Origin of the sequence: Microbacterium sp. zg-Y818, assembly GCF_030246905.1 — a bacterium.
GTDB lineage: Bacteria > Actinomycetota > Actinomycetes > Actinomycetales > Microbacteriaceae > Microbacterium.
Genome location: NZ_CP126741.1, coordinates 263,851 through 290,521, shown reverse-complemented (window position 1 = coordinate 290,521; position 26,671 = coordinate 263,851). Strand labels below are relative to the sequence as shown.

23 protein-coding genes are annotated in these 26,671 nt (G+C 70.2%); 11 read left to right on the top strand and 12 right to left on the bottom strand.

Annotation, left to right across the window (positions count from 1 at the left end; genetic code table 11):
• Positions 1–5: 5 nt before the first annotated feature.
• The 3 genes from QNO21_RS01250 to QNO21_RS01240 all read right to left on the bottom strand — a co-directional run bounded on the left by QNO21_RS01250 (position 6) and on the right by QNO21_RS01240 (position 3,727).
• The gene (locus QNO21_RS01250) at positions 6–1,172 is read right to left on the bottom strand and encodes an acetyl-CoA C-acyltransferase (protein ID WP_257519870.1); all 1,167 of its coding nucleotides are present in this window, start codon (positions 1,170–1,172) and stop codon (positions 6–8) included.
• A gap of 66 nt (positions 1,173–1,238) precedes the next feature.
• A complete protein-coding gene (locus tag QNO21_RS01245; protein WP_257519869.1) occupies positions 1,239–3,086 on the bottom strand; it encodes a YhgE/Pip family protein in 1,848 nt (615 codons plus the stop codon).
• Positions 3,083–3,727, bottom strand: a complete 645-nt coding sequence (locus tag QNO21_RS01240; RefSeq protein ID WP_257519868.1) for a P-loop NTPase family protein — start codon at positions 3,725–3,727, stop codon at positions 3,083–3,085. The genes QNO21_RS01245 and QNO21_RS01240 overlap by 4 nt, the downstream gene beginning before the upstream one ends.
• Positions 3,728–3,910: 183 nt before the next feature.
• On the opposite strand from QNO21_RS01240, the gene QNO21_RS01235 reads away from it, so the two are divergent.
• Positions 3,911–5,632, top strand: coding sequence for an FAD-dependent oxidoreductase (locus tag QNO21_RS01235; protein WP_257519867.1), 1,722 nt, complete (start codon positions 3,911–3,913; stop codon positions 5,630–5,632).
• 60 nt (positions 5,633–5,692) lie between these two features.
• On the opposite strand, the gene QNO21_RS01230 is transcribed toward QNO21_RS01235, so the two are convergent.
• Genes QNO21_RS01230 through QNO21_RS01215 form a run of 4 tightly spaced genes read right to left on the bottom strand, consistent with a single transcriptional unit; the run spans position 5,693 to position 10,834 of the window.
• A complete protein-coding gene (locus QNO21_RS01230) occupies positions 5,693–7,456 on the bottom strand; it encodes an MFS transporter (RefSeq protein WP_257519866.1) in 1,764 nt (587 codons plus the stop codon).
• A gap of 55 nt (positions 7,457–7,511) precedes the next feature.
• Positions 7,512–9,080: an MDR family MFS transporter gene (locus tag QNO21_RS01225; protein ID WP_257519865.1), complete on the bottom strand. Its 1,569-nt coding sequence runs from the start codon at positions 9,078–9,080 to the stop codon at positions 7,512–7,514.
• Between the two features lie 57 nt (positions 9,081–9,137).
• A complete protein-coding gene (locus tag QNO21_RS01220) occupies positions 9,138–9,359 on the bottom strand; it encodes a putative acetyltransferase (protein WP_257514523.1) in 222 nt (73 codons plus the stop codon).
• On the bottom strand, positions 9,353–10,834 hold the full coding sequence (locus tag QNO21_RS01215) for an SDR family NAD(P)-dependent oxidoreductase (RefSeq protein WP_257519864.1): 1,482 nt from the start codon (positions 10,832–10,834) through the stop codon (positions 9,353–9,355). The genes QNO21_RS01220 and QNO21_RS01215 overlap by 7 nt, the downstream gene beginning before the upstream one ends.
• Before the next feature lie 49 nt (positions 10,835–10,883).
• Here QNO21_RS01215 and QNO21_RS01210 point away from each other — a divergent pair, with 49 nt between their 5' ends.
• Positions 10,884–11,294, top strand: a complete 411-nt coding sequence (locus QNO21_RS01210; protein ID WP_257519863.1) for an NUDIX hydrolase — start codon at positions 10,884–10,886, stop codon at positions 11,292–11,294.
• Between the two features lie 49 nt (positions 11,295–11,343).
• On the opposite strand, the gene QNO21_RS01205 is transcribed toward QNO21_RS01210, so the two are convergent.
• Positions 11,344–11,538, bottom strand: coding sequence for a hypothetical protein (locus QNO21_RS01205; RefSeq protein ID WP_257519862.1), 195 nt, complete (start codon positions 11,536–11,538; stop codon positions 11,344–11,346).
• 162 nt (positions 11,539–11,700) lie between these two features.
• On the opposite strand from QNO21_RS01205, the gene QNO21_RS01200 reads away from it, so the two are divergent.
• Positions 11,701–13,248, top strand: a complete 1,548-nt coding sequence (locus tag QNO21_RS01200) for a glycoside hydrolase family 140 protein (RefSeq protein WP_257519861.1) — start codon at positions 11,701–11,703, stop codon at positions 13,246–13,248.
• Here the strand turns inward: QNO21_RS01200 and QNO21_RS01195 are convergent.
• From QNO21_RS01195 to QNO21_RS01185, 3 genes are read right to left on the bottom strand one after another with little or no spacing between them, the layout of a single operon-like run.
• Positions 13,232–14,332: a glycosyltransferase gene (locus QNO21_RS01195; protein WP_257519860.1), complete on the bottom strand. Its 1,101-nt coding sequence runs from the start codon at positions 14,330–14,332 to the stop codon at positions 13,232–13,234. The two genes, QNO21_RS01200 and QNO21_RS01195, sit on opposite strands and share 17 nt — an antisense overlap.
• Positions 14,329–15,351 carry a hypothetical protein gene (locus QNO21_RS01190; protein ID WP_257514713.1) on the bottom strand — a complete coding sequence of 341 codons (1,023 nt, stop codon included), beginning with the start codon at positions 15,349–15,351 and terminating at the stop codon, positions 14,329–14,331. The genes QNO21_RS01195 and QNO21_RS01190 overlap by 4 nt, the downstream gene beginning before the upstream one ends.
• Positions 15,352–15,407: 56 nt before the next feature.
• Complete coding sequence (locus QNO21_RS01185) at positions 15,408–16,583, bottom strand: glycosyltransferase family 4 protein (protein WP_257519859.1); 1,176 nt, start codon at positions 16,581–16,583, stop codon at positions 15,408–15,410.
• Between the two features lie 184 nt (positions 16,584–16,767).
• On the opposite strand from QNO21_RS01185, the gene QNO21_RS01180 reads away from it, so the two are divergent.
• The 6 genes from QNO21_RS01180 to QNO21_RS01155 all read left to right on the top strand — a co-directional run bounded on the left by QNO21_RS01180 (position 16,768) and on the right by QNO21_RS01155 (position 23,663).
• On the top strand, positions 16,768–18,345 hold the full coding sequence (locus QNO21_RS01180; protein ID WP_257514715.1) for a tyrosine-protein kinase domain-containing protein: 1,578 nt from the start codon (positions 16,768–16,770) through the stop codon (positions 18,343–18,345).
• A gap of 51 nt (positions 18,346–18,396) precedes the next feature.
• Positions 18,397–19,872, top strand: coding sequence for a sugar transferase (locus QNO21_RS01175; RefSeq protein ID WP_257514716.1), 1,476 nt, complete (start codon positions 18,397–18,399; stop codon positions 19,870–19,872).
• A 66-nt stretch (positions 19,873–19,938) separates the two neighbouring features.
• Positions 19,939–20,766 (top strand): sugar phosphate nucleotidyltransferase, encoded by an 828-nt coding sequence (locus tag QNO21_RS01170; RefSeq protein ID WP_257514717.1) that lies wholly within the window; start codon positions 19,939–19,941, stop codon positions 20,764–20,766.
• 10 nt (positions 20,767–20,776) lie between these two features.
• The gene (locus QNO21_RS01165; RefSeq protein WP_257514718.1) at positions 20,777–21,793 is read left to right on the top strand and encodes an NAD-dependent epimerase/dehydratase family protein; all 1,017 of its coding nucleotides are present in this window, start codon (positions 20,777–20,779) and stop codon (positions 21,791–21,793) included.
• The gene (locus QNO21_RS01160) at positions 21,790–22,362 is read left to right on the top strand and encodes a dTDP-4-dehydrorhamnose 3,5-epimerase family protein (RefSeq protein WP_257514719.1); all 573 of its coding nucleotides are present in this window, start codon (positions 21,790–21,792) and stop codon (positions 22,360–22,362) included. The genes QNO21_RS01165 and QNO21_RS01160 overlap by 4 nt, the downstream gene beginning before the upstream one ends.
• A complete protein-coding gene (locus tag QNO21_RS01155; protein WP_257519858.1) occupies positions 22,359–23,663 on the top strand; it encodes an NAD(P)H-dependent oxidoreductase in 1,305 nt (434 codons plus the stop codon). The genes QNO21_RS01160 and QNO21_RS01155 overlap by 4 nt, the downstream gene beginning before the upstream one ends.
• A gap of 31 nt (positions 23,664–23,694) precedes the next feature.
• Here QNO21_RS01155 and QNO21_RS01150 read toward each other — a convergent pair whose 3' ends face one another.
• Entirely contained in the window at positions 23,695–24,795 is a 1,101-nt protein-coding gene (locus tag QNO21_RS01150; protein WP_257519857.1) for a glycosyltransferase family protein, read from the bottom strand.
• Positions 24,796–24,915: 120 nt separating this feature from the next.
• Between QNO21_RS01150 and QNO21_RS01145 the strand changes: the two genes are divergently transcribed.
• Both QNO21_RS01145 and QNO21_RS01140 read left to right on the top strand, forming a co-directional pair.
• Complete coding sequence (locus QNO21_RS01145) at positions 24,916–25,389, top strand: acyl-CoA thioesterase (protein WP_257514723.1); 474 nt, start codon at positions 24,916–24,918, stop codon at positions 25,387–25,389.
• Positions 25,386–26,594, top strand: a complete 1,209-nt coding sequence (locus QNO21_RS01140) for a MalY/PatB family protein (protein WP_257519856.1) — start codon at positions 25,386–25,388, stop codon at positions 26,592–26,594. The genes QNO21_RS01145 and QNO21_RS01140 overlap by 4 nt, the downstream gene beginning before the upstream one ends.
• The last annotated feature ends 77 nt before the right edge of the window (positions 26,595–26,671 follow it).

Genomic DNA, 26,671 nt, shown 5'->3' with positions numbered 1-26,671 from the left:
TGCGGTCAGAGCCGCTCGATGATCGTGGCGTTGGCCATGCCGCCGCCCTCGCACATCGTCTGCAGGCCGTAGCGGCCGCCGGTCGCCTCGAGGTGGGCGAGCATCGTGGCGAGCAGCCGCGTGCCGGAGGACCCCAGCGCGTGCCCGAGCGCGATGGCGCCGCCCCACGGGTTGAGCTTGGCGGGGTCGGCCCCCGTCTCGGCCGCCCAGGCGAGCGGAACCGAGGCGAAGGCCTCGTTGACCTCGTACACGTCGAGGTCGTCGATGCCGAGGCCGCTGCGCTCGAGGATGCGCGCGGTCGCCGGGATGGGGCCGGTCAGCATCATGAGCGGGTCGTCGCCGACGACGGCGAAGGAGTGGAAGCGGGCGCGGGGCGTGAGACCGAGGGCCACGGCCCTCTGCTCGCTCATGATGAGGGCGGCGGACGCGCCGTCGGTGAGGGGCGAGGAGTTGCCCGGCGTGATCTTCCAGTCCAGGTCGGGAAAGCGCGATGCGTACGCGTCGGTGCGGAACGCCGGCTTAAGGCCCGCCAACGCCTCGACGGTCGTACCCCCGCGCACCGTCTCGTCGGCGACCACGTCACCCACCGGCAGCAGCTGCGACGCGAACCGGCTCTCGGCCGCAGCACGGGCGGCGCGCGCATGGGATGCCGCGGCGTACCCGTCGAGCTCGTCCCGGCTGAGGTTCCACTTCGCGGCGATGAGCTCCGCCGACACCCCCTGGTTCACCAGGCCCTGAGGGTAACGCGCGTGCAGTCGGGGGGAGAAGGGCGACCCGCCCGCCGCCGCGGCGCCCAGCGGCACGCGGCTCATGGACTCGACCCCGCCGGCGATGACGATGTCGTAGGCGCCCGCGATGATGCCCTGCGCCGCGAAGTGGGCGGCCTGCTGGCTCGAGCCGCACTGGCGGTCGACGGTGGATGCCGGCACCGTCTCGTCGAAGCCGGCGGCGAGCACCGCCTGGCGCGCGATGTTGCCCGACTGCTCGCCGACTTGGCTGACGCAGCCCAGCAGCACGTCGTCGATCTGCCCCGACTCCATCCCGTTGCGCTCGAGCAGCGCCGTGAGCACATCGGCGGCGAGGTCGACGGGGTGCACGCCGCTCAGGGCGCCCCCCGGCTTGCCCCGGCCGGATGGCGTCCGCACCACATCCACGATCACGGCCGTCGCCATTGCGGTCTCCTTCGCACCCCGCACGGGCCGACTCGCCCGCGCTCGCTCTGCTGCCACGGTATCGGCTCACCCGAGGATGCTGGGCTCCAGGTCGCGCAGGGCGCGGAAGTGCGTCTGCCTGGTCACGCCGATGGCCGCGATCACGAAGCCCGCGACGAGCCAGGTCAGCAGCACCGCGGCATCCAGGATGGTGCGGCTGAGATCGCCGCCGTACATGAACTGGCGCATGCCGTCGACGACGAAGCTCATCGGAAGCACCTGGTGCAGCGCGGCCAGGGGGCCGGGGAGTGTCTGCCACGGGAAGGTGCCGCCGGCGCTGACGAGCTGCAGGACCATCAGCACGAGCCCGATGAACTGGCCCACCTCTCCCCACCAGACGTTGAGGGCGAGGATGATCGCGGTATAGGTGAGGGTCGCCAGCAGCATGATGCCGAGGGTTCCGAGCGGATAGACCATCGGGAAGCCGAGGGCGTAGACGAGCACCAGGAACAGCAGACACATCTGCAGCACGCCCAGCAGGCCCGGGGTGAGCCACCCGGCGAGCGTGACGCGCACCGGAGAGTGCAGCGCCGTGACCGCACGGCGGGAGATGGGCCGCACGATGAGGAACAGCGCGTAGATGCCGATCCATCCGGCCAGGGCTCCGAAGAAGGGCGCGAGGCCCGCGCCGTAGTTCGCCGCCTCGGCCGCGGCGGTGGTGTCGATCTCGATCGGGTTGGCGATCGTGCGCGCCTGCGCGCCGCGGACGTCCTCACTGCTGTCGGGGATCTCCTGGGCGCCGCTGACCAGCGCGTCGCGCAGCTCGACGGTGCCCGAGGACAGCGTGGCGGCTCCGTCGCGGAGAGTGCTGGTGCCCGTCGACAGCTCTTGCAGCCCGGAGCCGAGGGTTCCCAGGCCGTCGCGGAGCGTCGCCGCGCCGTTGGCCACCTCGGTGCTGCCGCTGGCGAGCTGATCGATCTGGCCGACGACCTCCTGCACGCGCTGGTCGCCCTTGCGGATCGTCGCGCCGACGACATCGAGCCGCGCCAGCACCGCGTCGATGGTCGCCTGGTCAAGCCCGAGCGCGACCAGATCGGCGGCGATGTCGGACCGAGCCTGCGGCAGATCGGCGGTCAGCTGGTTGACCACCGCTCCGACCCGGTTCGCGGCAGCGGCGAGTTCATCGTCGCCGGCTGCGACGCGGGCCGCCCCGTCGGCGAGGGCGGCGGCGCCGTTCTGCAGTTCCACCGTGCCGTCGACGGCGCTCACGGCGCCCTCGACCAGGCGGACGGTGCCGTCCGCGAGCTCGGCAGCGCCGGTGACCAGCTCCTCGGCACCCTGGCCCGCCTCGACGATCTTCCCCCGGATGGTGGAGATCGAGTTCAGGAGGGTGGTGGCCGCTTCACGTCCGACCTGCTGAGCCACGCTCGTACGGATGCGGTCCACGGCCTGGGTGGCGATGTTGCTGGCCAGGTAGCTGTTGGCATCGTAGGTCTCCAGCACGATGACCGCCTGACGGGGATCGTCCCCCGCGACCGATTCGAGGGCGGCGGTGAAATCTGCGGGGAGGGTGATCGCGAAATCGAACTCGTCCGCTTGCAGTCCCGCCTTCGCCTGGGCGGCCGAGACGCGATGCCAGTCGAAGTCGCCGCCCTTCACGAGCTCGTCCGCCACCTCGTCGCCGATGTTGCGCGCCGGGGTGTCACCGTCGGCGGGCACGCCCTCGTCGGCCACGACGAGGGCCACGGGCACGTCGGGGAACTTCGCATAGGGGTTCTGGTTGGCCCACAGGTACAGGCCCCCGTAGAGGATCGGCACGATGATGAGGGCGAACAGTGCCAGAGCCGACATCTTCGTCGACACCAGGCGTCGCAGCTCGGCGAGGATCATCTGCGGCACCTTCAGATGGGGCACCCGCATCGCCTCGGCCCTCATGAGCGGCCCCCTTCGCGCTCCGCGTCGCCGCTCTCGCGGTCGGTGTCGTCGGTGATCGCCCCGATCACCTTGGCCGAGGAGTAGCCCGCGATCATGAGCATCGCGAACCCGCGATCGGCCAGCGACAGGGCCTGATCCCACCACACACGCGGGTCGCCGCCGTGACGGTCGGGGGCCACGACGACGAGCCCTTCGACGTCCGGTCGCAGGACGGCCAGTTCGGTGAGCAGGTGCATCCGCGCGCGCGGCGCCACGGTGGCTATGGGGCGGCGCACCAGGTGGTCCAGGTGCTGGCGGCTGAGCCAGCGGTGCACCGCCCGGCGCCCGGACGACAGACCCGCGAACATCAGCTCCTCCGCCGTGACGGCGCCGACGGTGACGCGCGGCGCGGGCTCGGAGATGTCCGGGGCATCCACAAGCGCGACGCGTCGGCGCAGGTCGGCGGAGTCGGCCATGCCATCGATGTCGATGGTGCCCTCGTCCGGCTTCATGCGCCCGGAGGCGAGCAGCCCGAGCACGGTCGGGCGCTGCTCGGTCTCCGCGCGGGCGAAGACCGCCTGGCCGGTCTCGAACATGAGATTCGTGTGCGGCAGGGCCTGGCCCTCGTGCCCCTTGCTCACTCCGCGAAGCTCTATCTTCATGGCGTACCCTCCCGATGCTGGGATCTTGACCGCCGTGGGCTGGCGCCGCCGGGGATCCCGAGTCTCCATCGAGCGGCTCGCCCAGTCCAGACCCGCCGGGTGGCCGCACGCCGATTTGCCCTCCCGCCACGCGCGGGCGAGAATACCCCTGGGGGTATAAATCCCCGAGGAAGTGAGCACACCATGAACACACCCGCCGATCTCACCCCGCACACCCCCACGACCGGCCCCCGGGTCGTGATCGTCGGCGGCGTGGCCGCCGGCATGTCGGCCGCCACCCGCCTGCGCCGGCTCGACGAGACAGCGCAGATCATCGTGTTCGAGCAGGGTCGCTATGTGAGCTTCGCGAACTGCGGGCTGCCGTACTACGTCGGCGGGGTGATCGCCGAGCGCGACTCCCTGCTGCTGCAGACGCCGGCGTCACTGCGTGCGCGGTTCGCCCTGGATGTGCGGGTCGAGCACGAGGTCGTCGGCATCGACCGCGCGGCGCGCACCGTGACGGCTCGGGATGCCGCCACCGGAGCCACGGTCGTCGAGCCGTACGACCACCTGATCCTCGCGACCGGGGCCGCCTCGCGTGAGCGCGCCGCGACGAGCGCCGGCGCCCCGCCGGTGGTGACCCTGCGCACCGTCGACGACGTCGACCGCATCACTGCGGTCCTGACCGAGATCGACGACCGCCGCGGGCGCGCGGTCGTCATGGGCGCGGGGTTCATCGGGCTGGAGGCGACGGAGAACCTCGTGCGCCGAGGCCTGGAGGTCACGCTCGTGCAGCAGAGCGCCCGCCCCTTCATGCCGTTGGATCCGGAGATGGCCGCCCCCGTGATCGAGGCGCTCGCCTCCCACGGCGTCGATGTGCGCACCGGCACCACGGTCGACGCGCTGGATGCCGTCGGCGCCCACCTCTCCGACGGCACGGTTGTCACGGCCGATCTCGTGGTGGACGCGCGCGGGGTCGCCCCGGCCGCAGACCTGGCCCGCGCGGCGGGCCTCGCGATCGGCGCCACCGGCGGCGTCGTCGTCGACGGGCACCAGCGCACCGAGGACCCGCGCATCTTCGCCGTGGGCGATGCCGCCGAGAAGTTGGATGCCGTCTCGGGCGCGACGACACTCGTCACGATGGCGGGGCTGGCGAATCGCCACGGCCGCGCCGCGGCAGATGTCATCGCGTGGGAGAACGGCCGCCTGGATGCCGCTCCTCGCGCAGCGGCGCCCGCGCTCGGCACCGCAATCATCGGCCTGTTCGACGTGACGGTGGCGATGGTGGGCTGGAGCGAGCAGCGACTGATCGCGGCGGGCCGCGCCCACCGGGTGATCCACACTCACCCGACCGACCACGCGGGGTACTACCCGGGGGCACAGCGCTTGGCGATGAAGGTCATGGTCGATCCGCTGTCGGGGCTGATCCTCGGGGCGCAGATCGTCGGCGGGAACGGCGTGGACAAGCGCATCGACGTCATCGCGACGGCGATGCACACGGGGCTGCCGGCCGCGGAGCTCGCGCACCTCGAGCTCGCCTACGCGCCGCAGTACGCGTCGGCGAAGGATCCGGTGAACATGGTCGGGTACGTCGCCGAGAACCTTGCGACCGGCCTCAGCGAGACCGTGCAGTGGCACGAGCTGGCGACCGCAGTCGCCGGCGGTGCGACGCTCATCGACGTGCGGTCGCCGCAGGAGTTCGCCGCGGGTGCGATTCCGGGGAGCGTCAACATCCCGGTCGATGCGCTGCGCGACGGCCTCGCCACCCTCCCCGAGGGCGAGCTGATCGTGCACTGCCAGGTCGGTCAGCGCGGTCACACCGCCGCGCGGATCCTCGCTCAGCTCGGCCGCCCGGCACGGAACCTCGACGGCGGCTACCTCACGTGGAAGGCCGGCGCAGCCGTCACCGCACTGCAGCCTGCCTGAGCCACGCGACGGCGCCGGCTGGGACGTCGGGGTACACCCGGCCGGTCGGGCTCGCCCGCCTCAGACCTCCGAAGCCTCGCCGGTCGGCGTCGCACCCCCGCGCGTCGTCGGCGTCGCACCCCCGCGCGACGACGTCGGCCTCGAGCCCCGGCGGGTCGTCGGATCAGCACCATTCCCCCGAGTCGGCTCCGCATCGCCGCCCCGTGACGTCGGCTCCGCACCGCCCTCGCGTGCGTTCCCGGCCGCCATCTCCTCGCTGGCCCGCCGCCCGAGCGGGATCGTCGTGAGAAGACCCACGAAGAGCGCGGCGACCGCGACCCACGCGGCGACCGACACGCCCTGCGTCAGTGCATCGCGTGCGGCATCGGCGATCGGCGCGGTCGCCGGTTTCTCGCTGAGCTGTCCGATGAGCGCACCGGCCGATGTCGAGACGGCATCCACCAGCTCGCCCACCTTCGGATCCGCGGCGATCTGGTCGCTGAGGCGCGACTCGGTTCCGATGCGCAGCGTCGTGAACAGCGCGGTGCCGAGCACAGCGATGCCGAGCGCCGAACCCACCTGACGCGAGGTGGACTGCACCGACGAGGCCTGTCCCGACTTCTCCACCGGGACGTCGATGAGGATGAGCTGGGTCAGCTGCGCTGTGGCGAACCCCACGCCCATGCCGTAGAAGAACAGCGGCACGCCGGTGACCCACAGGGTGGAATCGGGCCGGATCAGCAGAGCGAGCGCGGCGAGCGAGATGATCTCCAGCAGCACGCCCAGGCGCACCATCTGCACCGGCGACAGTCGCTTGGACAGCGACTGGATCGACCCGCTCGCGAGGAACGATCCGACGGCGAGCGGCAGCAGGGCAAGACCCGCCTCCAGGGCGTTCATGTCCCGGGCGTATTGGAACCACAGCGGCAGGGAGAGGATCAGTCCGAACTCTCCGAGCGAAACCGTCAGGGCGGTGATGTTGCCGTTCGCGAACGTGCCGATGCGGAACAGCGACACGTCGATGAGCACCGACTTGCGCGCAGCCACACGCTTGCGCTCCCGCCACACCAGGGAGGCGAGCACCAGGAGCGAGAGGACGAACAGCACCGGAATCACGCTGAAGCCGCCGAGGCTGAACGGCGCCGAGTCCGTCGCCTCCCACCACCCGTAGGCGCGGCCCTCGATGAGGGCGAACACGAGCAGGCCGAACCCGAGCACCGAGGTGCCCACGGCGATCCAATCGCTGAAGCGCTCGGCGTCGCGCTGGCGGGACTCGGGAACACAGATCATCACCCCGATGATGACGAGGATGCCGAAGGGCAGGTTGATCCAGAACGCCCAGTGCCACGAGAACGCACTGGTGAGCCAGCCGCCGAGCACCGGCCCCACGGCGGCCATCGACCCGATCGTCGCGCCCCAGACCGCGAACGCGATGCCGCGCTCCTTGCCCCGGAAGGTGGCGTTGAGCAGAGCCAGGGTCGTCGGCAGGATCATCGAGCCGCCGACGCCCTGCAGGGCGCGAGCGGCGATGAGCCACGTGCCGTCGACGGCGAACGCGCAGAGGATGCTCGAGGCGACGAACACCACGACTCCGAGGACGAGCAGCCGGCGGCGCCCGAGGCGGTCACTCGTCGTCCCCCACACCATGAGCAGCGCGGCGAAGACGAGCGTGTACACCTCCTGCACCCACTGGATCTCAGTCGTGGTGAGATCGAGCGACTCGACGATGCTGGGGACCGCGACCGAGACGATCGTCGAGTCCATGATGATCAGCGCCACGGCGACGGAGATGGCCGCCAGGCCCCACCAGCGCAGCCGGTGATAACGCTCAGTGTCCTGGTTCACGTCGGGTCACACTACTCCTGCTTCAGGGCTTCGGACGATGGATACCGACACAGTGTCAGCTTCCGCTGCGGGCAGCGAGGCCGGGCTTGTCGGAGAGCCGGATCTCCTTGAGGAAGAACGCCACCACGAATCCGGCTGCCCCGAGCGGAACGAGGTACCAGAACGACGTCCCGAGGGCGTCGGCATAGGCCTGGACGACGCTGTCGCGCAGCTCCGCCGGCAGCTCCCGCACGGCCGAGGGGGTCAGCGACTCGGCGCCGAAACCCGGCGGCACCTGAGACCGCGGGATCTGACTGATCGTCTGGTCGAGATCGCCCCGCAGCGAGGCGGTGAAGGCGGTGGAGAACAGGCTGGTGCCCACTGCCGCACCGATCTCCCGCAGGAAGTTGTTGGTCGACGTGGCCACGCCGATGCGTCGGGGGTCCACCGCGTTCTGCGCCGCGATGACGAGCGTCTGCATCACGAAGCCCAGCCCGAGACCCAGCACGAAGATCATCGCACCGAAGAGGACCATCGACATATCGGCCGAGAGCTGGGTGAGCCACAGCAGGCCGAGGGTCGCGATGCCGAATCCCGCTATCGGGAACACCTTGTAGCGGCCCGTGCGCGTGATGAGCATGCCCGACCCCAGCGCGGTGATCATCAGTCCCACGGTCATGGGGAGCATCAGCAGACCTGAATCGGTGGCGCTGGCCCCCTCGGCCATCTGCAGGAAGGTGGGAAGGAACGTCAGCGCGGCGAACATCGCGATCCCGAGGATGAGCGAGAGCGTGGCGGCGACGGCGAAGGTGCGACTGCGGAAGATGTCCAGTGGCACGAGCGGATCGGCCGCCCTCGACTCCACGATCAGGAACGCGATGAGCGCGGCCACCGTCGCGGCAGCGAGCGCCAGCAGTCCGGGGCTCGTCCAGTCATACGACGTGGTGTGGGTCAGCGAGGTCCAGCTGGTGAGGAACACGATGCCGGCCGTCGCGGCGGCCAGCATCACCGCCCCGCCGAGGTCGAACCGGCGGCGACTGCGGTGCTCGGGGATCTTCAGCGTGAACCACGCGATGAGCAGCGCCGCGAGCCCGACCGGCACGTTGAGCCAGAAGCACCAGCGCCATCCTGGGCCAGCCGTCAGCCATCCGCCCAGCAGCGGGCCGGCCACCGTCGCGACGCCGAAAACCGCCCCCATCGGGCCCATGAGCTTGCCGCGCTCCCGCGCCGAGACGATGTCGGCGATGATCGCCTGCGAGAGGATCACGAGCCCGCCCGCTCCCAGTCCCTGCAGCGACCGCCAGACGATGAGGCCTTCGAACGAGCCGGCGAGCGCCGAGCCGGTGGAGCCGACCACGAACAAGCCGATGGCGAGAAGAAAGGGGATGCGGCGGCCGAAGAGGTCGCCGACCTTGCCGTAGATCGGCATGACGATGGCGATGGTGAGCAGGTACGCCGTGACGATCCATCCCTGCTCATCGGCGGCGCCGAGGTCTCCCACGATCGTGGGCAACGCGGTGCTGACGACCGACTGATCCAGCGCCGACAGGAACATGGCCGCCAGGAGGGCGCCGAAGATGATGTAGACCTGGCGCCGGTCCAGGTCTACATCGGGCCGATCGATAGACGACGCGGAGGCGCTCACGCGTACGGTCTAGCACGGATGCCGGAGCCTAAGAAGAGTCCCCGACGCCTCGGCGCGTCAGTCCCGCGGCGCCCGTCGTACCCGCGGTGCGGGCGGGGGCGGCACCTCCTTCGCGGCGATGATCGCGCCGCGCGGGATGCGCTCGACCCCGCGCTTGCCGTCGACCACCACCGTCGTGGCATCCGCACTCAGCAGCTCGCCGAGGGCGTCGGTGGCCTGCCCCGTCGGCAGCAGATAGCGCACCACGACCCGCCGGCCCGGGGCGGGCAGGTTCACCATGAGCCGGGAGCGTAATCCTTCAAGAACACCCCGAACAGGTCCTCGCCCGCCTCGCCGCGCACGATCGGGTCGTAGACCCGGGCAGCACCGTCGACGAGGTCCAGCGGAGCGTGGAACCCCTCTTCGGCGAGGCGAACCTTGGTGGGGTGCGGGCGCTCATCGGTGATCCATCCGGTATCGACGCTCGTCATGAGGATGCCGTCGCTCTCGAACATCTCCCGCGCGCTGGTGCGCGTGAGCATGTTCACGGCGGCCTTGGCCATGTTGGTGTGCGGGTGCCCGGGGCCTTTGTATCCGCGACCGAAGACGCCCTCCATCGCGCTGACGTTGACGATGTACGTGCGCCTCGCCGGGCTCGCCGCCAGCGACGGCCGCAGCCGCGACACCAGCAAGAAAGGAGCGGTGGTGTTGGCCAGCTGCACCTCGAGCATCTCCAGTGGATCGACCTGCTCGACGCGCTGGGTCCACGAGTTGATGCTCTCGAGGTCGGGGATGAGCCCGCCTGCGTCGATCGCCGTGCCGGCGGCGAGCCGCTCGAGCGAGCTCGACCCCGCCGTCATCGCCTGCTCGGTGAGCTCATCGGCGCGGGATGCCGCTGCGGCCAGGATCGGGTGGGCGCTGACCGAGCGCTCCAGGGCCTGCGGATGACGGTCGTTGGTGTGCCCGAAGGTGACGAGCTCGGGCAGCGGCCCATCGGGCAGCGGCGCCAATTCGGCATCCACCAGGGGCTGATAAGCCCCGGGCGAGCGCCGCACGGTCTGCGTGGCGTTGTTGATGAGGATGTCCAGGGGTCCGGCCGCGGCGACATCGTCGGCGAGCCCGATCACCTGGGCGGGGTCACGCAGGTCGATGCCGACGATCTTCAGGCGGTGCAGCCAGTCCGCGGCATCCGGCAGGCTGCTGAAGCGGCGCACCGCGTCGCGCGGGAAGCGCGTCGTGATGGTCGTGTGCGCTCCGTCGCGCAGCAGTCGCAACGCGATGTACATGCCGATCTTGGCCCGGCCGCCGGTCAGCAGCGCGCGGCGCCCCGTGAGGTCGGTGCGCGCGTCGCGCTTGGCGTGGCTGAGGGCCGCGCACGCAGGGCACAGCTGGTGGTAGAACGCATCGACCACGGTGTAGGGCTGCTTGCATATGTAGCATCCCCGCGCCTTGAGGAGGGTCCCCGCCGTCGGGGCGGTCGTGGCGGTCGAGATCGGGATGCCGCGGGTCTCGTCGTCGATGCGGTCGGGGGCGCCGGTCGCGGTGGCGGCGACCACAGCGCGGTCGGCTTGCGCGATCGCGTCGCGGATCTCGCGGCGGCGCACCTTCTTCACGGCCTTGAACATGGCGGCGGTGGCCTGGCGCACGGCGATGTAGTCGGGGTGGCTCTGATCGACCCGGTCCATCTCCGCCAGCACCCTGAGGGTGGTCTGCAGGTCGGCGGGATCGATCCCGCTCGAGGGCACGTCGGACGGGGCGGGTATGGCAGGGGGCACACGGAATTCTACGACGGGCCCGATGGGTGAAACCTGTTACCGTGCCGGGGTGACACCCGCCAACGACCTTTCACCGCGCCGCATCCACGTGTCGGCGGCCGTGATCGTCGACGCCGACGGGCGCCTGCTGCTGGTGCGCAAGACCGGCACGACGGCCTTCATGCAGCCCGGCGGCAAGCCCGAGCCGGGCGAGACCCCGGACGAGACCCTCAGCCGCGAGCTCGCCGAGGAGATCGGAGTGCGGGTGGATCCCCACGATCTGCAGCCGCTCGGCGCGTACACCGCCGCCGCCGCGAACGAACCCGGCTTCGTCGTTGTCGCCGACGTTTTCGCGGCCGACATCGGCACGCAGCGCCCACGCCCCGCGGCCGAGATCGCCGAGCTCCGCTGGGTGACGCGGAAAGATGCCGAGGACCTCGAGGTCGCGCCGCTGGCGCAGCAGTACTTCCTCCCGGACTGAGCGACGCGGCAGGCGAGCCGCGGGCGGGGCGCGCAGCCGCGCGGGGCCGTCAGCCGTCTCTGTCGTCGCTGCGGCGATCGGCTCGTCGCGGAGGGGCCTGGCCGGTGCGACGCGCGTGCCAGCTGCCGAAGAAACGACTGTCCTCGTCGCCACGGCGGACGACGCGGCCCACCACCAGTGCCACGCCCAGGCCGAGAACGACCCACACCGCGACCAGCACGGCGACGAGCACGATCTCGCCCATCGATCCTCCTGCAGCGCTGCGCGGACCCGGTGGTGTGTCCTCGGTCGGTCAGGGACGCTCCCGCACGACACTTCCAACCTACTCGTCGGCGTGGACACATCCGTGACACACCCCGCAAGACCGTCAAGCCGGCCGTGCCCGCCTTCCCCTTAGCATGGTCCCGTGATCTCACACCCGGATGGGGACGGACAGGGACGATCAGCGCAGGGGGAGCGCGCGGGCGTCGGGCATGCCCGAGCGTCGACGCCGCCCTCGGGCACGCCACGCACGTTCGACCGCCGCACCGTGCTGCGCTACGGGCTGATCGGGGCCGGCGGCGTGGCCGTCGCCGCGCTGGCGGGCCTGGCGATCGCGCGCAGCCAGGAGCCGGGGCTCGCGCCGACGACCCCCGGCGCCACCCCTCCCGCCACTGCACGCCCTGGCACGTCCTTCCCCGTCGGCGTCTCCGACACCGGTCGCGGGTTCGTTGACGCGCAAGGCCGCCCGTTCGTCTACCTCGCCGACACGGCATGGAACGCCCCCAGCCGGATGACGCGCGAGGACTTCGAGACACTGGCGACAGCGCGCCGGGAGACCGGGTACACCGCCCTGCAGATGTCGGTGCTGGACTTCTCGCCGCAGGCTGACAACGTCTACGGTCACACCCCGTTCACGGCAACGGGGATGCTGGACTCGCCGCAGACCTCGGCCGACGGGGACGACTACTGGGGCCACATCGACTGGTGCCTTCAGAAGTGTCGAGACCTCGGTCTCGTGGCCTGCCTCGTCCCCTCGTGGTACGGCGGATGGGGCGATGGGTGGCGCGGGCACCTCACCACGCGTCGCGCCGGCAGCTACGGCAGTTTCCTCGCGGACCGCTACGGGCATCTCGACCACATCTGGTGGCTGCTGGGAGGCGACAACGAGCCGGATGCCACTGAGCAGTCCACCGCGGGCGTGCCCGGCGGCCTCGGCCGGGGGTCCCGCGTCGAAGCGACGAACGTCATGGGGAGGGCGCTGCAGGAGGGCGCGTCGGTTCCTCAGCTGATGTCGTACCACACGGCACGGCGCAAGACCGCGGAGGAGCACTTCGGCGGTGAGCCCTGGTACACGATCTCCGCCGCGTACAGCGGCGCCTACCCCGCCGCCCAAGTCTCCGCAGAGTATGCGCGGGAGACGGTCAGGCCCGTCGTCCTCTGGGAGGCCTACTACGCAGGGCGGGAGGGGGAGCCCCAGCTCGACCGCCGCGCCCTCCGCGCCCAGGCGTATCACGCCTTGTTCGCCGGCGCCGCCGGGTTCTCATACGGCCACTCCTTCGTGTGGCGGGTGAGCGATGGCTGGAAAGAAGCCCTCGCCGACGACAGCGCGCGGGACATCGGGACGCTCGCTTCGCTGCTCGCCCGCCAGGGCGACGCTGAGCTCACCCCGGTCACCGCGGACACGCCGGCCGGGCGCCTGCTCCCCGACGGCTATGGCACCCCCGAGAGCACCGACGCGGTCAGTGCGGCGACGCTGCCGGACGGCCGAGGGGCACTGGTGTACTTCGGCGAGCCGCGCGGCAACGTCCGCGTGGACACCACGGCGGTGCACCCGACGGCCGCCTTCGAGATCCACTGGGCGGATCCGGCGTCGGGTGCAGAGCTCTTCGTCTCCTCGGGCACCGCGGGCGCCGACGTCACCGTCGCGTGGCCCCCCGGCTGGACCGACGCGGTGCTCATCCTGCGGCGCTGACCCCCGCGGTCCGCTGCCGCATCCGCTGGTAGATCCCGATCGACGCCGGTCCCAGCGCGGAGTCCGACAGCCGCTCCGGCTGCACCCCGCGGGCGCGTCGGGCGAGCCTGCGCCGCTCCTCGGGATCGTCGATGAGCCGCGCCACCGCCGCCGCCATCTGGTCGACGTCGTTGCAGAGGTAGCCCGTCTCACCGTCGACGATCACGTCGCGGTTGCCGACGATGTCGGTGGCCACCGCGGGGACCCCCATCACCTGCGCCTCCATGAGCGAGATCGGCATGCCTTCCCACCTGCTCGGGAAGAGGAACACGTCCGATGCCGCGAGCTGCGCGACCACCTGGTCGTGCGGAAGCCACCCGGTCACCCTCACCGGCGCGTCCCCGATCCAGCGCTCTCGCGCTTCCGCCGAGCCGTCGCCGATCCAGACGAACTCTGCCCGGCCGGCGAGCGCCCTGGCGATGTCCGCAAACCGGTCGGGCCCCTTCTGCTCTCCCAGCCGGCCGGATGCGACGACGAGGGGCAGGCCGCTCGCGCCGCCCGAGGCCATAGGGAGGCCATCGACCGGTATGCCGTTGCGCAGCACATGCCGCCGTGAACCGCGCAGACGGTCACGGGCGACGGCATCCTCAGACTCCGACACGAGCACGAGTCCCTCGCACTGCGGTTCCAGAACCCGCTCGAGCGTCAGCGCGACGACGTTGCTGAGCCGGGAGGAGGACTCGCGGAGGAAAGCGAACCCATGGGGAGAGTACGCCACGACGCTGCCCCGCGGCGCGACCCGTCCGAGCCGCCCGGCGATGCCGGCGAACGTCGAATGAAGGTGCACCACGTCGACATCGTCGCCGAGTCGCCGGATGGCACGGCGGAGCGTCTGCAACGCCGACACCCGGCCGCGGAACGCGAGCTCGACCCGGTGCACGTCGGGATGGAATCGGGCCTGCAGCTCGTCAGACGACGGAACGGTCGCCTTGACGGGATAGAGCACCGAGACGTCGTGCCCCAGCGCCGCCTGTCGGGCGGACAACGCCAGGAGCGCCGCGAGCACCCCGCCCACGAGCGTCTCGGTCACGTGGACGATCTTCATGATCCGACTCCCGGCCGCCTGTCGGTGGCAACGAAGAGCGCCAGGAAGAGCGGCAGCTGCGGCGTGATGTGTCTCACATACGACCCGAAGTCCGGTTCGAAGACCGACTGCACCATGAGGAAGGCCAGCAGGAACGCCAGTGGGATCACTCCGGGACCGGGCCTGCCGACGACGCGCGCGGAGCGCAGCGCCACGAGAACCCAGCACAGCGCCACGAAGAGGCCGGTGATCATCTGGAGGGGTTCCCCCGACAGGACCAGGGCCACCGGGAAGGCGATCGCGAGGATCATCACGACCGCGTTCAGCCACTGGATGGGGAGCGACTCCCCCGGGATCAGGTCGTCGATGCGTGTGGAGCGATCGATGTACAAGGCGTTGTTGGTGTCGGTGCGGAAGAACGTGAGGTCGGTGCCCAGCACGAGGTTGAACGCCAGGGTCATCGCGGCGAACCCGATCATGACGATGGGAACGAGCAGCCACGCCGAACGCAATCGGGGGATGAGCAGGCGCAGGGCCAGGTAGAGCACGAGGACCAGGAACCAGTACTGCCGCACGAACCCCGCGTAGAGCAGGGCAAGACAGATCCAGGTGACCTCGATGACCCAAGAGCGGCGCGCGAGCATGAGCACGATGACCAGGGGGAGGACGAAGAACTCTTTCGAGTACTGGGAGAGATAGACCGCCCCCAGCAACAGCGAACCTGCCACGACCGCCAGCTCAGGGAAGGACATGGCGGGGATGCCGCGCCATGTGATGGCGATGAGCACGCCCGCGGCGAACACGAGGTAGGCGAGGACCGGAAACAGGTTGGGGATGTCCGCCAGCCCGGTGACCCGGTACAGCCACGCGGTCGTCCCGTACGAGCTGGGTCCCTCGACACGGAGCGCGCCGCCGATGAAGCGGCGGATGATCGATTCGTCGAGGAACAGCTTGCCGGGCAGCAGCGCGTGGCTGAGCGCGGCGACGATGGCACCGAGCGCGAGCGTGGCACACACCAGCCAGTACTTGAGCGCATCCATCGGGGGCCCGCCGCCCGGGGCCCCCACCCTCGCCTGTCGGCGCTCGGAAAGGGCCGTCATCGGCGCTGACCGGCCAGCCGGGTGGCGTCCGCCGTCGGACGACTCGCGGAGGCGGAGACCGAGGTGACCACCGTGGCGAGGTCGCCCGCGCGCGAGGCCCAGTCGTAGGCGCGCACGCCGGCCAGCCCACGGTCGGTCAGGCGTGCCCGCAGCTCCGGGTCGGCGTGAAGGTCGGCGACGGCCTGCGCGAGCGCCTGCGGATCGCCCGGCGCAATGAGCACCGCGCCCCCGATGTCGGTCGCGAGCTCGGTCTGGCCGGGAACGCGGGTGACGATGGCAGGCGTACCGGCCGCGGCGGCTTCGATGACCTTGAACGGAGACACCCCGGTGGCGCTGGCGGCGACGTCGCTTCGCGTCGCCAATGCCATCTCGGCTCCGGCGACGACAGCCGCCACCTCACTCTTCGAGCGGCGCCCGAGGTAGCGCACGCGCGGGTCGACGCTGTCGGCGACCTCACGGGCGAGGGGACCGTCTCCGATCACCGTGAGCGCGAGGTCAGCGGGCCAGCGCGGATCGGCGAGCGCCTGCAAGATCGTGTCCACGCCCTGCCAGGTGGCCATGTTGCCGAAGAACACCGCCGAGGGCTCGCGCACCTGATCGGCGTCCTTGCGCGCGCTCTCGAACAGTGGCAGGTCGACGCCGTTGGGGATGACCGTCACCGTCGGCTGCTCCCCTGCTCCGCGAACCGTGCCGACCCATTCCGCCAGCCCGGCGCTCGGCGTGACCACCGCCGTCGCCTCGCGGATCGAGGCGAGCGCGAGGTTCGTCAGCCACGGCGCGCGGCGCGTCCAGGGGTTCGAATCGTAGAGGTCGTCGAGGTTTCCCTGGACGAACAGCACGAGTGGCCTCCCGCGCCGGGTCCACCGCCGGCTCACCAGGGCCACGAACGGGCTCCACCGCGCCAGCAGCACGCCGCGCGGGCGCGCCAGCTTCGCACGGCCGACAACCGAGATGATGCGCCAGGGTTTGCGCAGCCGCCCCGGCAGCCACGACGGTCCGTCGGTCGACCGCGTGATCACGCGCAGGTCGAACAATTCGGGCGCGAGGCGCGCGAGGGTGCCGCGCAGATGAGCACCGGCCGCCGTGGAGTCCGTCGTCGACTCGACCCACAGCAGAGTGAGGAGGGTCTTCTCCCCCGACGACCCGCTCGGCGCGGAAACATCTTGACGCATGGCAATCCCCCAGAGTGCAGTGCGGTGCGGTCGGGGGGCGCGCGTGGCCACCCTATCCGAAACACCGGATCGCAGATAGCCCTTGCGGTTCCCTGCCTCCGGTGCGTATCGTCGGCGCAAGCCGGGGGGCTAGCTGGGGAACAGCTGGGGCAGTCTCCGTCGTGGCCTACGTGATGGGGAATGTATGGGCAGTCGTGACTACGCGCGGATCGTTCGGCGGTCGTGGATTCTGATCCTCGCTGTGACGCTCGCCGGAGCGCTCGCCGGGTGGGTCGCTGCTACGACCACGAAGCCGGTGTACTCGGCGACCAGCGTTGCGCTGATCACGAGCGAGACCGGGGCGAGCGTCAACGAGCTCACGCAGGGCAACGCGTTCACCGAGCGCCGCGTCAGCACGTATGCGAGCCTCGCCACCGAGCCGATCGTCACCTCGCGCGTGATCGAGGAGCTGGGCCTCGACGTGACGCCGGCCCAGCTCGCAGCCCGCATCGATGTGTCGATCCCGCTTTCCACCACGATGCTCGAGGTGACGGTCAGCGACTCGTCGCCTGCCATGGCGGCGAGCATCGCCAACGCCATCATCACGAACCTGTCGGTCGTCGTGTCGGAGGTCGAGTCGACCACCGGTGCGGTCGCGGCTGACGGCACGGTCCCGACGGCGATGACCCCGGTGAAGATGACGCAGGTGCGCTTCGCCGAGGCGCCCACGACGCCGATCAGCCCGAACGTCCTGCTCAACCTGGGCATCGGCCTGTTCGCGGGGCTTGCGCTGGGAACGCTGGCGGCGATCCTGCGCGAACTCATCGACACCCGGGTCCGCTCCACGGAGGACGTCGAGGCGGTGACCGACGCCCCGATCGTGGGGGCGATCCCGCAGATCTCCCGCGGCCGCGGTGAGGCGGCCCTCATCGACGACGGCCTCGGCACCCCGGCGGCGGAGTCGTTCCGCATCCTCCGCACCAACCTGCAGTTCCTCGACATCGACGGTCCCGCGACGTTCACCATCACGTCCCCCGGGCCCGGCGACGGAAAGTCCACGGTCGCGCTCAACCTCGCCAATTCGATCGCTGCGAACGGGTCACGCGTGCTCCTGGTCGAAGCGGACCTCCGCCGCCCGCAGATCCACGAGTCTCTCTCTTTGGAGGGCGGCGCCGGCCTCACCGACGTGCTCATCGGTCGCGCGCTCTTCGCCGAGGTGGTCCAGACCTGGGGATCGCCGAACCTGCACGTGCTGGCCTCGGGTCGGATACCGCCCAACCCGAGCGAGCTCCTGGGGTCGCGGCACATGCGCGATCTGATGGCCCACCTGCAGGATATCTACGACGTCGTGCTCTACGACACGCCGCCTCTCCTGCCCGTCCCGGATGCCGCGATCCTTTCCCGAAGCGTCGGGGGCGTGCTGCTGGTGGTCGCCGTGGATCGAACGAGACGTGACGCCATCCGGGCGGCCACGGCCTCTCTCGAGAAGGTCGGCGCACGTCTGGCCGGCACGGTGGCCAACCGCGTCACCGCGCGCGGCGCGACCAGTTACCTGACCGAGTCCTACCTGTCATTCGACGCAGGCGATCGCGATGCCGACAGCGCAGAGATGGACCTGCTGGAATTTCCGGACTTCGCCCGCCTCGATGGGGACGAGACCAAGCCGAAAAGCGGGAGCATGCCGGGGGGCGTGGCTTCCAGATCCGGGGATGAGACTCTCAGGAATTCGCGTGCGCGGTTCCGGGAGTCGGGGAAGAACGGCGGCGCCGAGACGCTGCCTTGACGCGCCCGCGGGCGCACCTGTTGAACGAACACGAGCCTTTTGGGGGGGAACGTGGCATTGAATCCGTTGGCGGCGCTGTCGACCGCCGAAGTGGCGGCCGTCGACTGGCGGCTCGCCTATCGGCGCATGCTGTGGCTGTCGGACTCCGTGGTGATCTTCATCGCGGTGTTCCTCTCGCAGTACGTGTGGTTCTCGGCGACGGTGGGGGACCACACCCGTCAGCTGGGTGATACCGCCCTCAGCTACACGTGGCTCTCCGTTGCGCTCATCGTGGGCTGGCAGGTGGCGCTGGCGGTCTCGGGATCGCGCGGCGAACGCGTCGTCGGGATGGGCATGTCCGAGTACCGACTCGTGATCAGCTCGGCCGTGCACCTCTTCGCGATCTTGGCTGTGGTGTCCTACCTCACGATGACGCCGGTCTCCCGGGGCTACATCCTGCTCGGGTTCCCGCTGGGCCTCGCCTGCCTCCTCATCACGCGCTACCTGTGGCGCCAGCGGCTCAAGGCTCACCGGCGGGCGGGCCGCGGCATGGCGCGGGCGCTCGTGATCGGCGACGACGAGGAGAACGCGCGCATCACGGCCGAACTCGACCGCAACCCCGAAGCGGGCTATCTCGTCGTCGGTCTCAGCGGCCCGGGAAGCCGTTCGGACTTCACCTGCCGTGGCGCGAGCGTACCGTTCCTCGGGCCGGCGGACGACGTCATCATGATGATGTCGATGGTGGATGCCGACACCCTCATCGTCGCCAGCGACGCGGCGCTGCCGGTGCGCAAGGTCAAGGAGATCAGCTGGCGGCTGAAAGCAGGCCGTCAGCACCTGATCCTCGTGCCGAGCCTCACCGACATCGGCGGCCCGCGCCTGCACACCCGGCCGGTAGCCGGGCTTCCCCTGGTGCACGTGGAGACGCCGCGGTACACCGGCCGCCAGAGATTGGTCAAGCGCACCGTCGACATCGTCGGATCCGTGATGCTCCTCATCCTGCTGGCTCCCCTATTCGTGATCCTCGGGACTCTGGTCAGGGCGTCCAGCGCGGGGCCGGTCTTCTACCGCCAGGAGCGGATCGGGAAGGACGGACGCCCCTTCCGGCTCATCAAGTTCCGCACGATGGTGCCTGACGCCGACGCCATGCTGACGCAGCTGCTCGCGGAGCAGGGCAAGGACGACGCCCCGCTGTTCAAGATCGAGCAGGACCCCCGCATCACGCCGATCGGGCGCGTGCTGCGCAAGCATTCGCTCGACGAATTCCCCCAGCTGCTGAACGTGCTCCTGGGAGACATGAGCCTGGTGGGGCCTCGGCCGCAGCGCTCAGGCGAGGTGGCGTTCTACGACTTCGCCGCCGAACGACGCCTGATCGTCAAGCCCGGCATGAGCGGTCTCTGGCAGGTGAGCGGACGGTCCGCCCTGTCATGGGAGGAGTCCCTCCGCCTCGACCTGTACTACGTCGAGAATTGGTCGCTGCTCGGGGACATCGGCATCCTGTTCCGCACTTTCCGCGCCGTACTCGCCCCGGGCGACACGGCCCACTGACCATCGCCATCGCGATGACACCCGGTCGCCGGCGACGCCGACCACACCAGAGAGGAGCGCGCCGACATGGCAGCTGAACCGACAACCGAAGTTCCCCCGAAAGCCGATATTCCCGTCGTCATCCTCTGCGGTGGCATGGGGACGCGCATCCGGGAGGCGAGCGAGAAGCTGCCCAAGCCGCTGATCGACATCGGTGGCAAGCCGATCCTCTGGCACATCATGAAGACGTACGAGGCGGCCGGCTTCCGACGTTTCATCCTGTGCCTCGGGTACAAGGGCGATCTGATCCGCCGCTTCTTCCTCGACTACGGAAAGTTCGAACGCGACTTCACCGTTCAGTTGGGCGCCGGCGATGAGTCAGTGGACTGGCACGGGCACACCCCGTCGGAGGACTGGGAGGTGACGCTCGTGGAAACCGGGCTGCTGACCGGCACCGGCGCGCGCGTGAAGCGGGTGCGCGAGTACCTCGACCAGCCGTTCTACATGATGACCTACGGCGACGGCATCGGGAACGTCGACCTCGACGCGCTCTACCGTCAGCACGTCGCCAGCGGGAAGATCGGCACGGTGACAGGCGTGCATCCCACGAGCCGGTTCGGAGAGATGCACGTCGACGGCGATGAGGTGACGGAGTTCAACGAGAAGCCGACGATGGCCGACGGGTGGGTGTCGGGCGGGTTCTTCGGCTTCCGTAGGGAGATGGTGGACACCTATCTCGACGACGACCCCGACCTGCTGCTGGAGAAGAAGCCGCTGCAGACGCTCGCCGCAGACGGGCAGATGGGGGTGTACCGCCACGACGGGTTCTGGATGGGCATGGACACCTACCGCGACTGGACGGAGCTCAACCAGCTCTGGGATACCGACAAGGCTCCGTGGAAGGTGTGGTCCTGACGTGAAGGTGATGGTCACGGGCACCGAGGGGTACCTCGGCTCGGTGCTGGCTCCCGAGCTCGCGCGCGCCGGACACGAAGTCGTCGCGGTGGACACCGGCTTCTACAAGGCGGGCTGGCTGTACAACGGCGTCGACTTCACACCGATGACCCTCGTGCGCGACGTCCGCTCGCTCACGGCCGACGATCTGCGCGGGGTCGATGCGGTCGTCCACATGGCGGAGCTGTCCAACGACCCCCTGGGGGAGTTCAACCCCGCGTTGACGCGCAGCATCAACCACGCCGGCTCCGTGCGGCTGGCGACCCTCGCCAAAGAAGCCGGGGTGGGGCGCTTCGTCTACATGTCCTCGTGCAGTGTCTACGGCGTCGCCGAGGGGGTCGTGGACGAGAACTCCCCGATCGACCCGCAGACGGTCTACGCCGAGTGCAAGGCGATGGTCGAGCGCGACGTGCGGCCGATGGCCGACGAGTCATTCAGCCCGACGTTCCTGCGCAATGCCACCGCGTTCGGTGCGTCGCCACGCATGCGTTTCGACCTCGTGCTCAACAACCTCGCCGGACTCGCGTGGACGACGAGGAGAATCGCGATGACCAGCGACGGCACACCCTGGCGACCGCTGGTGCACGCCCTCGACATCGCCCGCGCGATTCGGATGACCCTCGAGGCCCCCGCCGAAGCGGTGAGGGGGCAGATATACAACGTCGGCTCCGACGAGCAGAACTACCAGGTGCGGGAGATCGCCGAGATCATCGGCGAAGCGCTCCCCGAGGCGGAGCTGAGCTTCGGCGCCAGCGGGGGCGACAACCGCAGCTACCGGGTGTCGTTCGACCGCATCCGCGAGGTGCTTCCCGGCTTCGAATGCGAATGGAATGCGCAGACGGGTGTCGAGCAGCTCCTGTCGGTGTTCGAATCCGTGGACCTCGACACCGACCTGTTCCTCAGCCGGGGCTTCACCCGACTCGCCCAGCTCGACTACCTGCGCCGCACCGGCCAGGTGGATGACGAACTCTTCTGGAGGATGCCGTGATCTTCACCCCCACCCCGATCGCGGGCGTGGCCATCGTGGATCTCGAGGCGCGCCAGGACGACCGCGGGTTCTTCGCCCGGGCGTTCGACCGCGCGGAGTTCGCCGAGGCAGGACTCGATCCCCATGTCGAGCAGGCCAACATCTCCTTCAATTACCGCGCCGGCACGCTCCGCGGCATGCATTTCCAGGTGGCGCCGCATGCCGAGAGCAAGCTCATCCGCTGCACGCGAGGCGCGATCGTCGACACAATCGTCGACATGCGCTGGGGGTCGCCCACCCGCCTGCAGCATGTGTCGATCGAGCTCAGCGCCGAGAACCGGCGAGCCCTGTTCGTCCCGGCCTACTTCGCCCACGGGTACCAGACGCTCGTCGACGAGACCGAGGTGAGCTACATGGTGAGCGGGGCATACGCCCCCGGCGCCGAACGCGGCCTGCGCCACGATGACCCGGCGCTCGGGCTCTCCTGGCCGCTCCCCGTCGCGGACGCGTCGCCCAAGGACATGTCGTGGCCGCTGCTGGACACCTGGACCAGCGAGCAACTCGCCGCCGTCTCGGGGGACCCGACGTGATCATCATCGACACCGCGCTGCACAAGCGCGAGGCCGAAGGGCGGCCGATCGGGGTCGCCATCGTCGGCGCCGGTTTCATGGGGCGTGGGCTCATCAACCAGATCACCCACAGCGTGCCGGGCATGCGCGTGAGCGTGGTGGTGAACCGCACGCTGGAGAAGGCCGAGGCTGCGCTGCGCGAGGCGGGGGTCACCGACGTCAGGCGCGCGGCGACCGCAGCGGAGGTGGATGCCGCCGTCGCCGCGGGGGCGGTCGCGGTCACGACCGACTTCCGCGCGGCGAACCACGCGGCATCCGTCGACGCGGTGATCGAGGCCACCGGAGCCGTCGAGTACGGCTGCCACGTGGTGCTGGACGCCATCGGCGCTCACAAGGACATCGTGCTGATGAACGCCGAGGTGGACGGCACGGTCGGGCCGATCCTGCACCGGCGGGCGAAGGATGCCGGGGTGATCCTCACCGGATGCGACGGTGACCAGCCCGGAGTCGAGATGAACCTGGTGCGCTTCGTGCGGGGGCTGGGTCTGCGTCCGCTCGTCTGCGGCAACATCAAAGGGCTGCAGGACGAATACCGCACCCCCACGACACAGGCCGGCTTCGCCGCCAAGTGGGGACAGGATCCCTACATGGTCACCAGCTTCGCCGACGGCACCAAGGTGTCGTTCGAACAGGCGATCGTCGCGAACGCGACCGGTATGACCGTGGAGCGCCGCGGGATGCGGGGAGCGGACCACCACGGCCACGTCGACGAGCTCACCGGCGCGTACGACGTCGAGGACCTCGAGCGCCGCGGCGGCGTCGTCGACTACGTCGTGGGCGCCCAGCCCGGACCGGGTGTCTTCGTGCTGGCCACCCATGACGACCCCAAGCAGCGGCACTACCTGAATCTGTACAAGCTCGGCGAGGGACCGCTCTACAGCTTCTACACGCCGTACCACCTGTGCCACTTCGAAGTGCCGAACACGGTCGCGCGCGCGGTGCTCTTCCGAGATGCCGCTCTGCAGCCGCTGGGCGCGCCGACCGTCGAAGTGGTCGCCGTGGCCAAGGAGGACCTGCCGGCGGGCACCGTCATCGACGGTCTGGGCGGCTACCACACCTACGGGGTCGCGGAGCGGGCGGATGTCACGAGCGACGAGGACCTGCTCCCCATCGGCGTCGCCGAGGGATGCCGTACCGTCCGCGACATCCCGAAGGATGCCGTCCTGACGTACGCCGACGTCGAGCTGCCCTCGGGCAGGCTCGTCGACCGCCTGCGCATCGAGCAGGCAGCGGAACTGCCCGCAACGCGGGTGCCCGCATGAGGTGACCCGCTGTCGATCGGCGCACGCGTCGCTACCGCGAGGGCGCGTGCGCCGGGACCTCCTCGAGCAGCCGCCCGAGCGCGGCTCCGGAGACGGTGGAGGAGAACCGGTCGAGGAACACCCGGCGGATGGCCGCTCCCAGCGCGACGGGGTCCGCCGCCCGGATGCGTCGCGCGACGTCCTGCGGATCGCTCCAGTCCTCGATCGGCACGTAGGCGCCCGCGCAATACTCCTCGATGACCGGAGTGGGCGTGGCGACCACGGCCACTCCGAACACGGCCGCTTCGACGATCTTCGACGGGAGCTGGTTGCGGGCCGCACTGCTCAGCAGGTCCTGGGGAACCAGGGTGAAGTCGATATCGGCATACACGTCCGACAGCGCCGCCTCGGCACCGATCGAGTGCCATGTCGCGCCACCCCCGGCGGGGCGGAAAGAGCCCGAGAAGCTCGAGAAGTGAATCTCGGGCATCGCCTCCACGAGGGCGAGCACCTTGTCGGCGCCCTTGTGCGGACGCACCGTGCCCAGGTAGGCGAGCCGCAGCGGCCCGGCCGCACGCGCGCCGCGCTCGGCGACGAGCCACCCGTCGGGACGGGCGTGCGGAACGATCGCCGACGCACGCCGGGGCAGGTCCCGGTCAAGGTAGGTGCGCTCGAGCGTGCGGCTGGAGAATGTGTAGCCGTCCGCGGCGCGCGCCATGCGAGTCTGCGCCCTGCGCACCTGCGTGGGCGACTTGCGGTGCAGCACGTTGAGATGCACGGCCGTCTTCCACGACTTCGCCACCTGCTCGCGCATGAGACTCACGTCGTCGTCGTCGAAGTCGGCGATGACGGTCGTGTTCGCCCGACCCGCCAGCGCCGAGGCGATGCGGTCCAGCGGCGAGAAGCCTTTGGATATCCAGACCAGCACCGGCCCGTCGGCAGCCGCGTCTCGGATGCGGGCGATGAGCGCAGCGGGATCCCTGCCGTCGAAGCGGCGGATGTCCAGGTCGAAGTGCCGTGCGCCGGTCCACACCGGACCGTCGTCGACCGCCCACAACTCCGTCGTCGCGCGTTCGGTCCCCACAACAGCGAGACTGATCGCGCGCCCCAACGAGTTCGTGACCGCGGACTCCGCGATGACGAAGATTTTCATGCACGCCCCCCGACGCTTGCACGCCTGCGTGACCACGCAGGGTGACAACCCCATCTCTCGAGCATGGCACGTCCGGCCGCCGGAGGACAGTCCCAGAGCCGAGAGGCGTAGCGTGGAGGCATGACGCGTACGGATGAATCTGCCTGGTACTGGTCGGAGGAGGGTGTGAACTTCCACACCCGAAAGTGGGTGCGGCCGGAGGACCTCAACGCCAACGGCACGCTGTTCGGCGGCAGTCTGCTGCGCTGGATCGACGAGGAAGCGGCGATCTACGCCATCCTCCAGCTCGGCAACTACCGAGTGGTGACGAAATTCATCTCCGAGATCAACTTCGAGGCCTCGGCCCTGCAGGGCGATCTCATCGAGATGGGGCTCACCGCGACCCACTTCGGCCGCACCTCGCTCACGATGCGCGCCGTCGTGCGCAACATGATCACTCGGCAGCGCATCCTCACGATCGAGAAGATCGTCTTCGTCAGCCTGGACGACGACGGCAAGCCCAAGCCGCACGGCTTCACCGACATCACCTACGACCGCGACCGCATGCCGCACGAGCACCCGGGCACCGGCACGGTGAAGCTGCCCACGACATGAGCATGGCCCCGCACCCCGACTTCGATGCGATCACCGAGCGCGACCTGCGTGCCGCCGGCAGCGTCAAATGGACGACGTTTCCCGACACCATCGGCGCGTTCGTCGCCGAGATGGACTTCGGGCTCGCCCCCGCGATCAACGACGCGCTCACCGCAGCGCTGAACCGGGGGCTCACCGGCTACCTCCCCGCCCAGGTCGCCGGCGACATGGCCGCGGCAACGGCGGACTGGTACGCCGCGACGTACGGCTGGGCGGTGCCCGCCGAGCGCGTGCACCCCGTGCCCGACGTCATCGCCGCCTTCGAGCTGGCGATCGAGAAGTTCACCCGCCCGGGGAGCGCCGTCATCGTGCCGACTCCCGCGTACATGCCGTTCCTCTTCGTGCCGCAGCTACACGGGCGCGAGGTCATCGAGGTCCCCAGCGTCGAGGTCGACGGTCGCATGACGATGGACCTCGGCGCCATCGGACGCGCCTTCGACGACGGCGCCGGCATGGTGGTGCTGTGCAACCCGCACAATCCGCTGGGCACCGTCTTCCGCCGCGACGAGCTGATCGCCCTCTCCGAGCTGGTCGCTGCCAAGGAGGGTCGGGTCTTCTCGGATGAGATCCACGCCCCGCTCGTGTACCGTCCGGCGGCGCACGTGCCCTACGCGTCGGTGTCGGACGCCGCGGCCGCGCACACTCTCACCGCGGCATCCGCCTCGAAGGCGTGGAACCTGGCGGGACTGAAGTGCGCGCAGGTGATCCTCTCCAATGACGCGGATGCCGAAGCCTGGGAGACCTTCGGGCCCTGGGCGGGCCACGGCACGTCCACGCTCGGAGCGCTCGCGAACACCGCGGCGTACAGCGCCGGCGCCGGCTGGCTGGAAGACGTGCGCGACTACCTCGACGGCAACCGCCGCCTGCTGGCCGCGCTGCTGGCGGAGCACGTGCCGCTCGCTCGCATGACGCTCCCGGAAGGCACCTACATCGCGCTGATCGACTTCCGTGCCTACGGCATCGAAGGCGATCTCGGGGAGTGGTTCCGCGAGCACGCCCGGGTCGCGATGACCGACGGCGCGGCATGCGGCCAGGCGGCTGTCGGCCACGCACGATTCGTGTTCGCGCTACCCCGACCGCTTCTGCGCGAGGCGGTGCTGCGCATCGCCCGCGCCCTCGAGGAGAGCCGAGCCGCCCGGGCCGCCTCGCAGCGCGTCGCCGGCTGAGGCCCCGAGAAAGCCGAACCCGTCAGACCCGGCTCATCGCGCCCGGCCGGCGGGGGCGCCGCGACTCCGACCCCGGC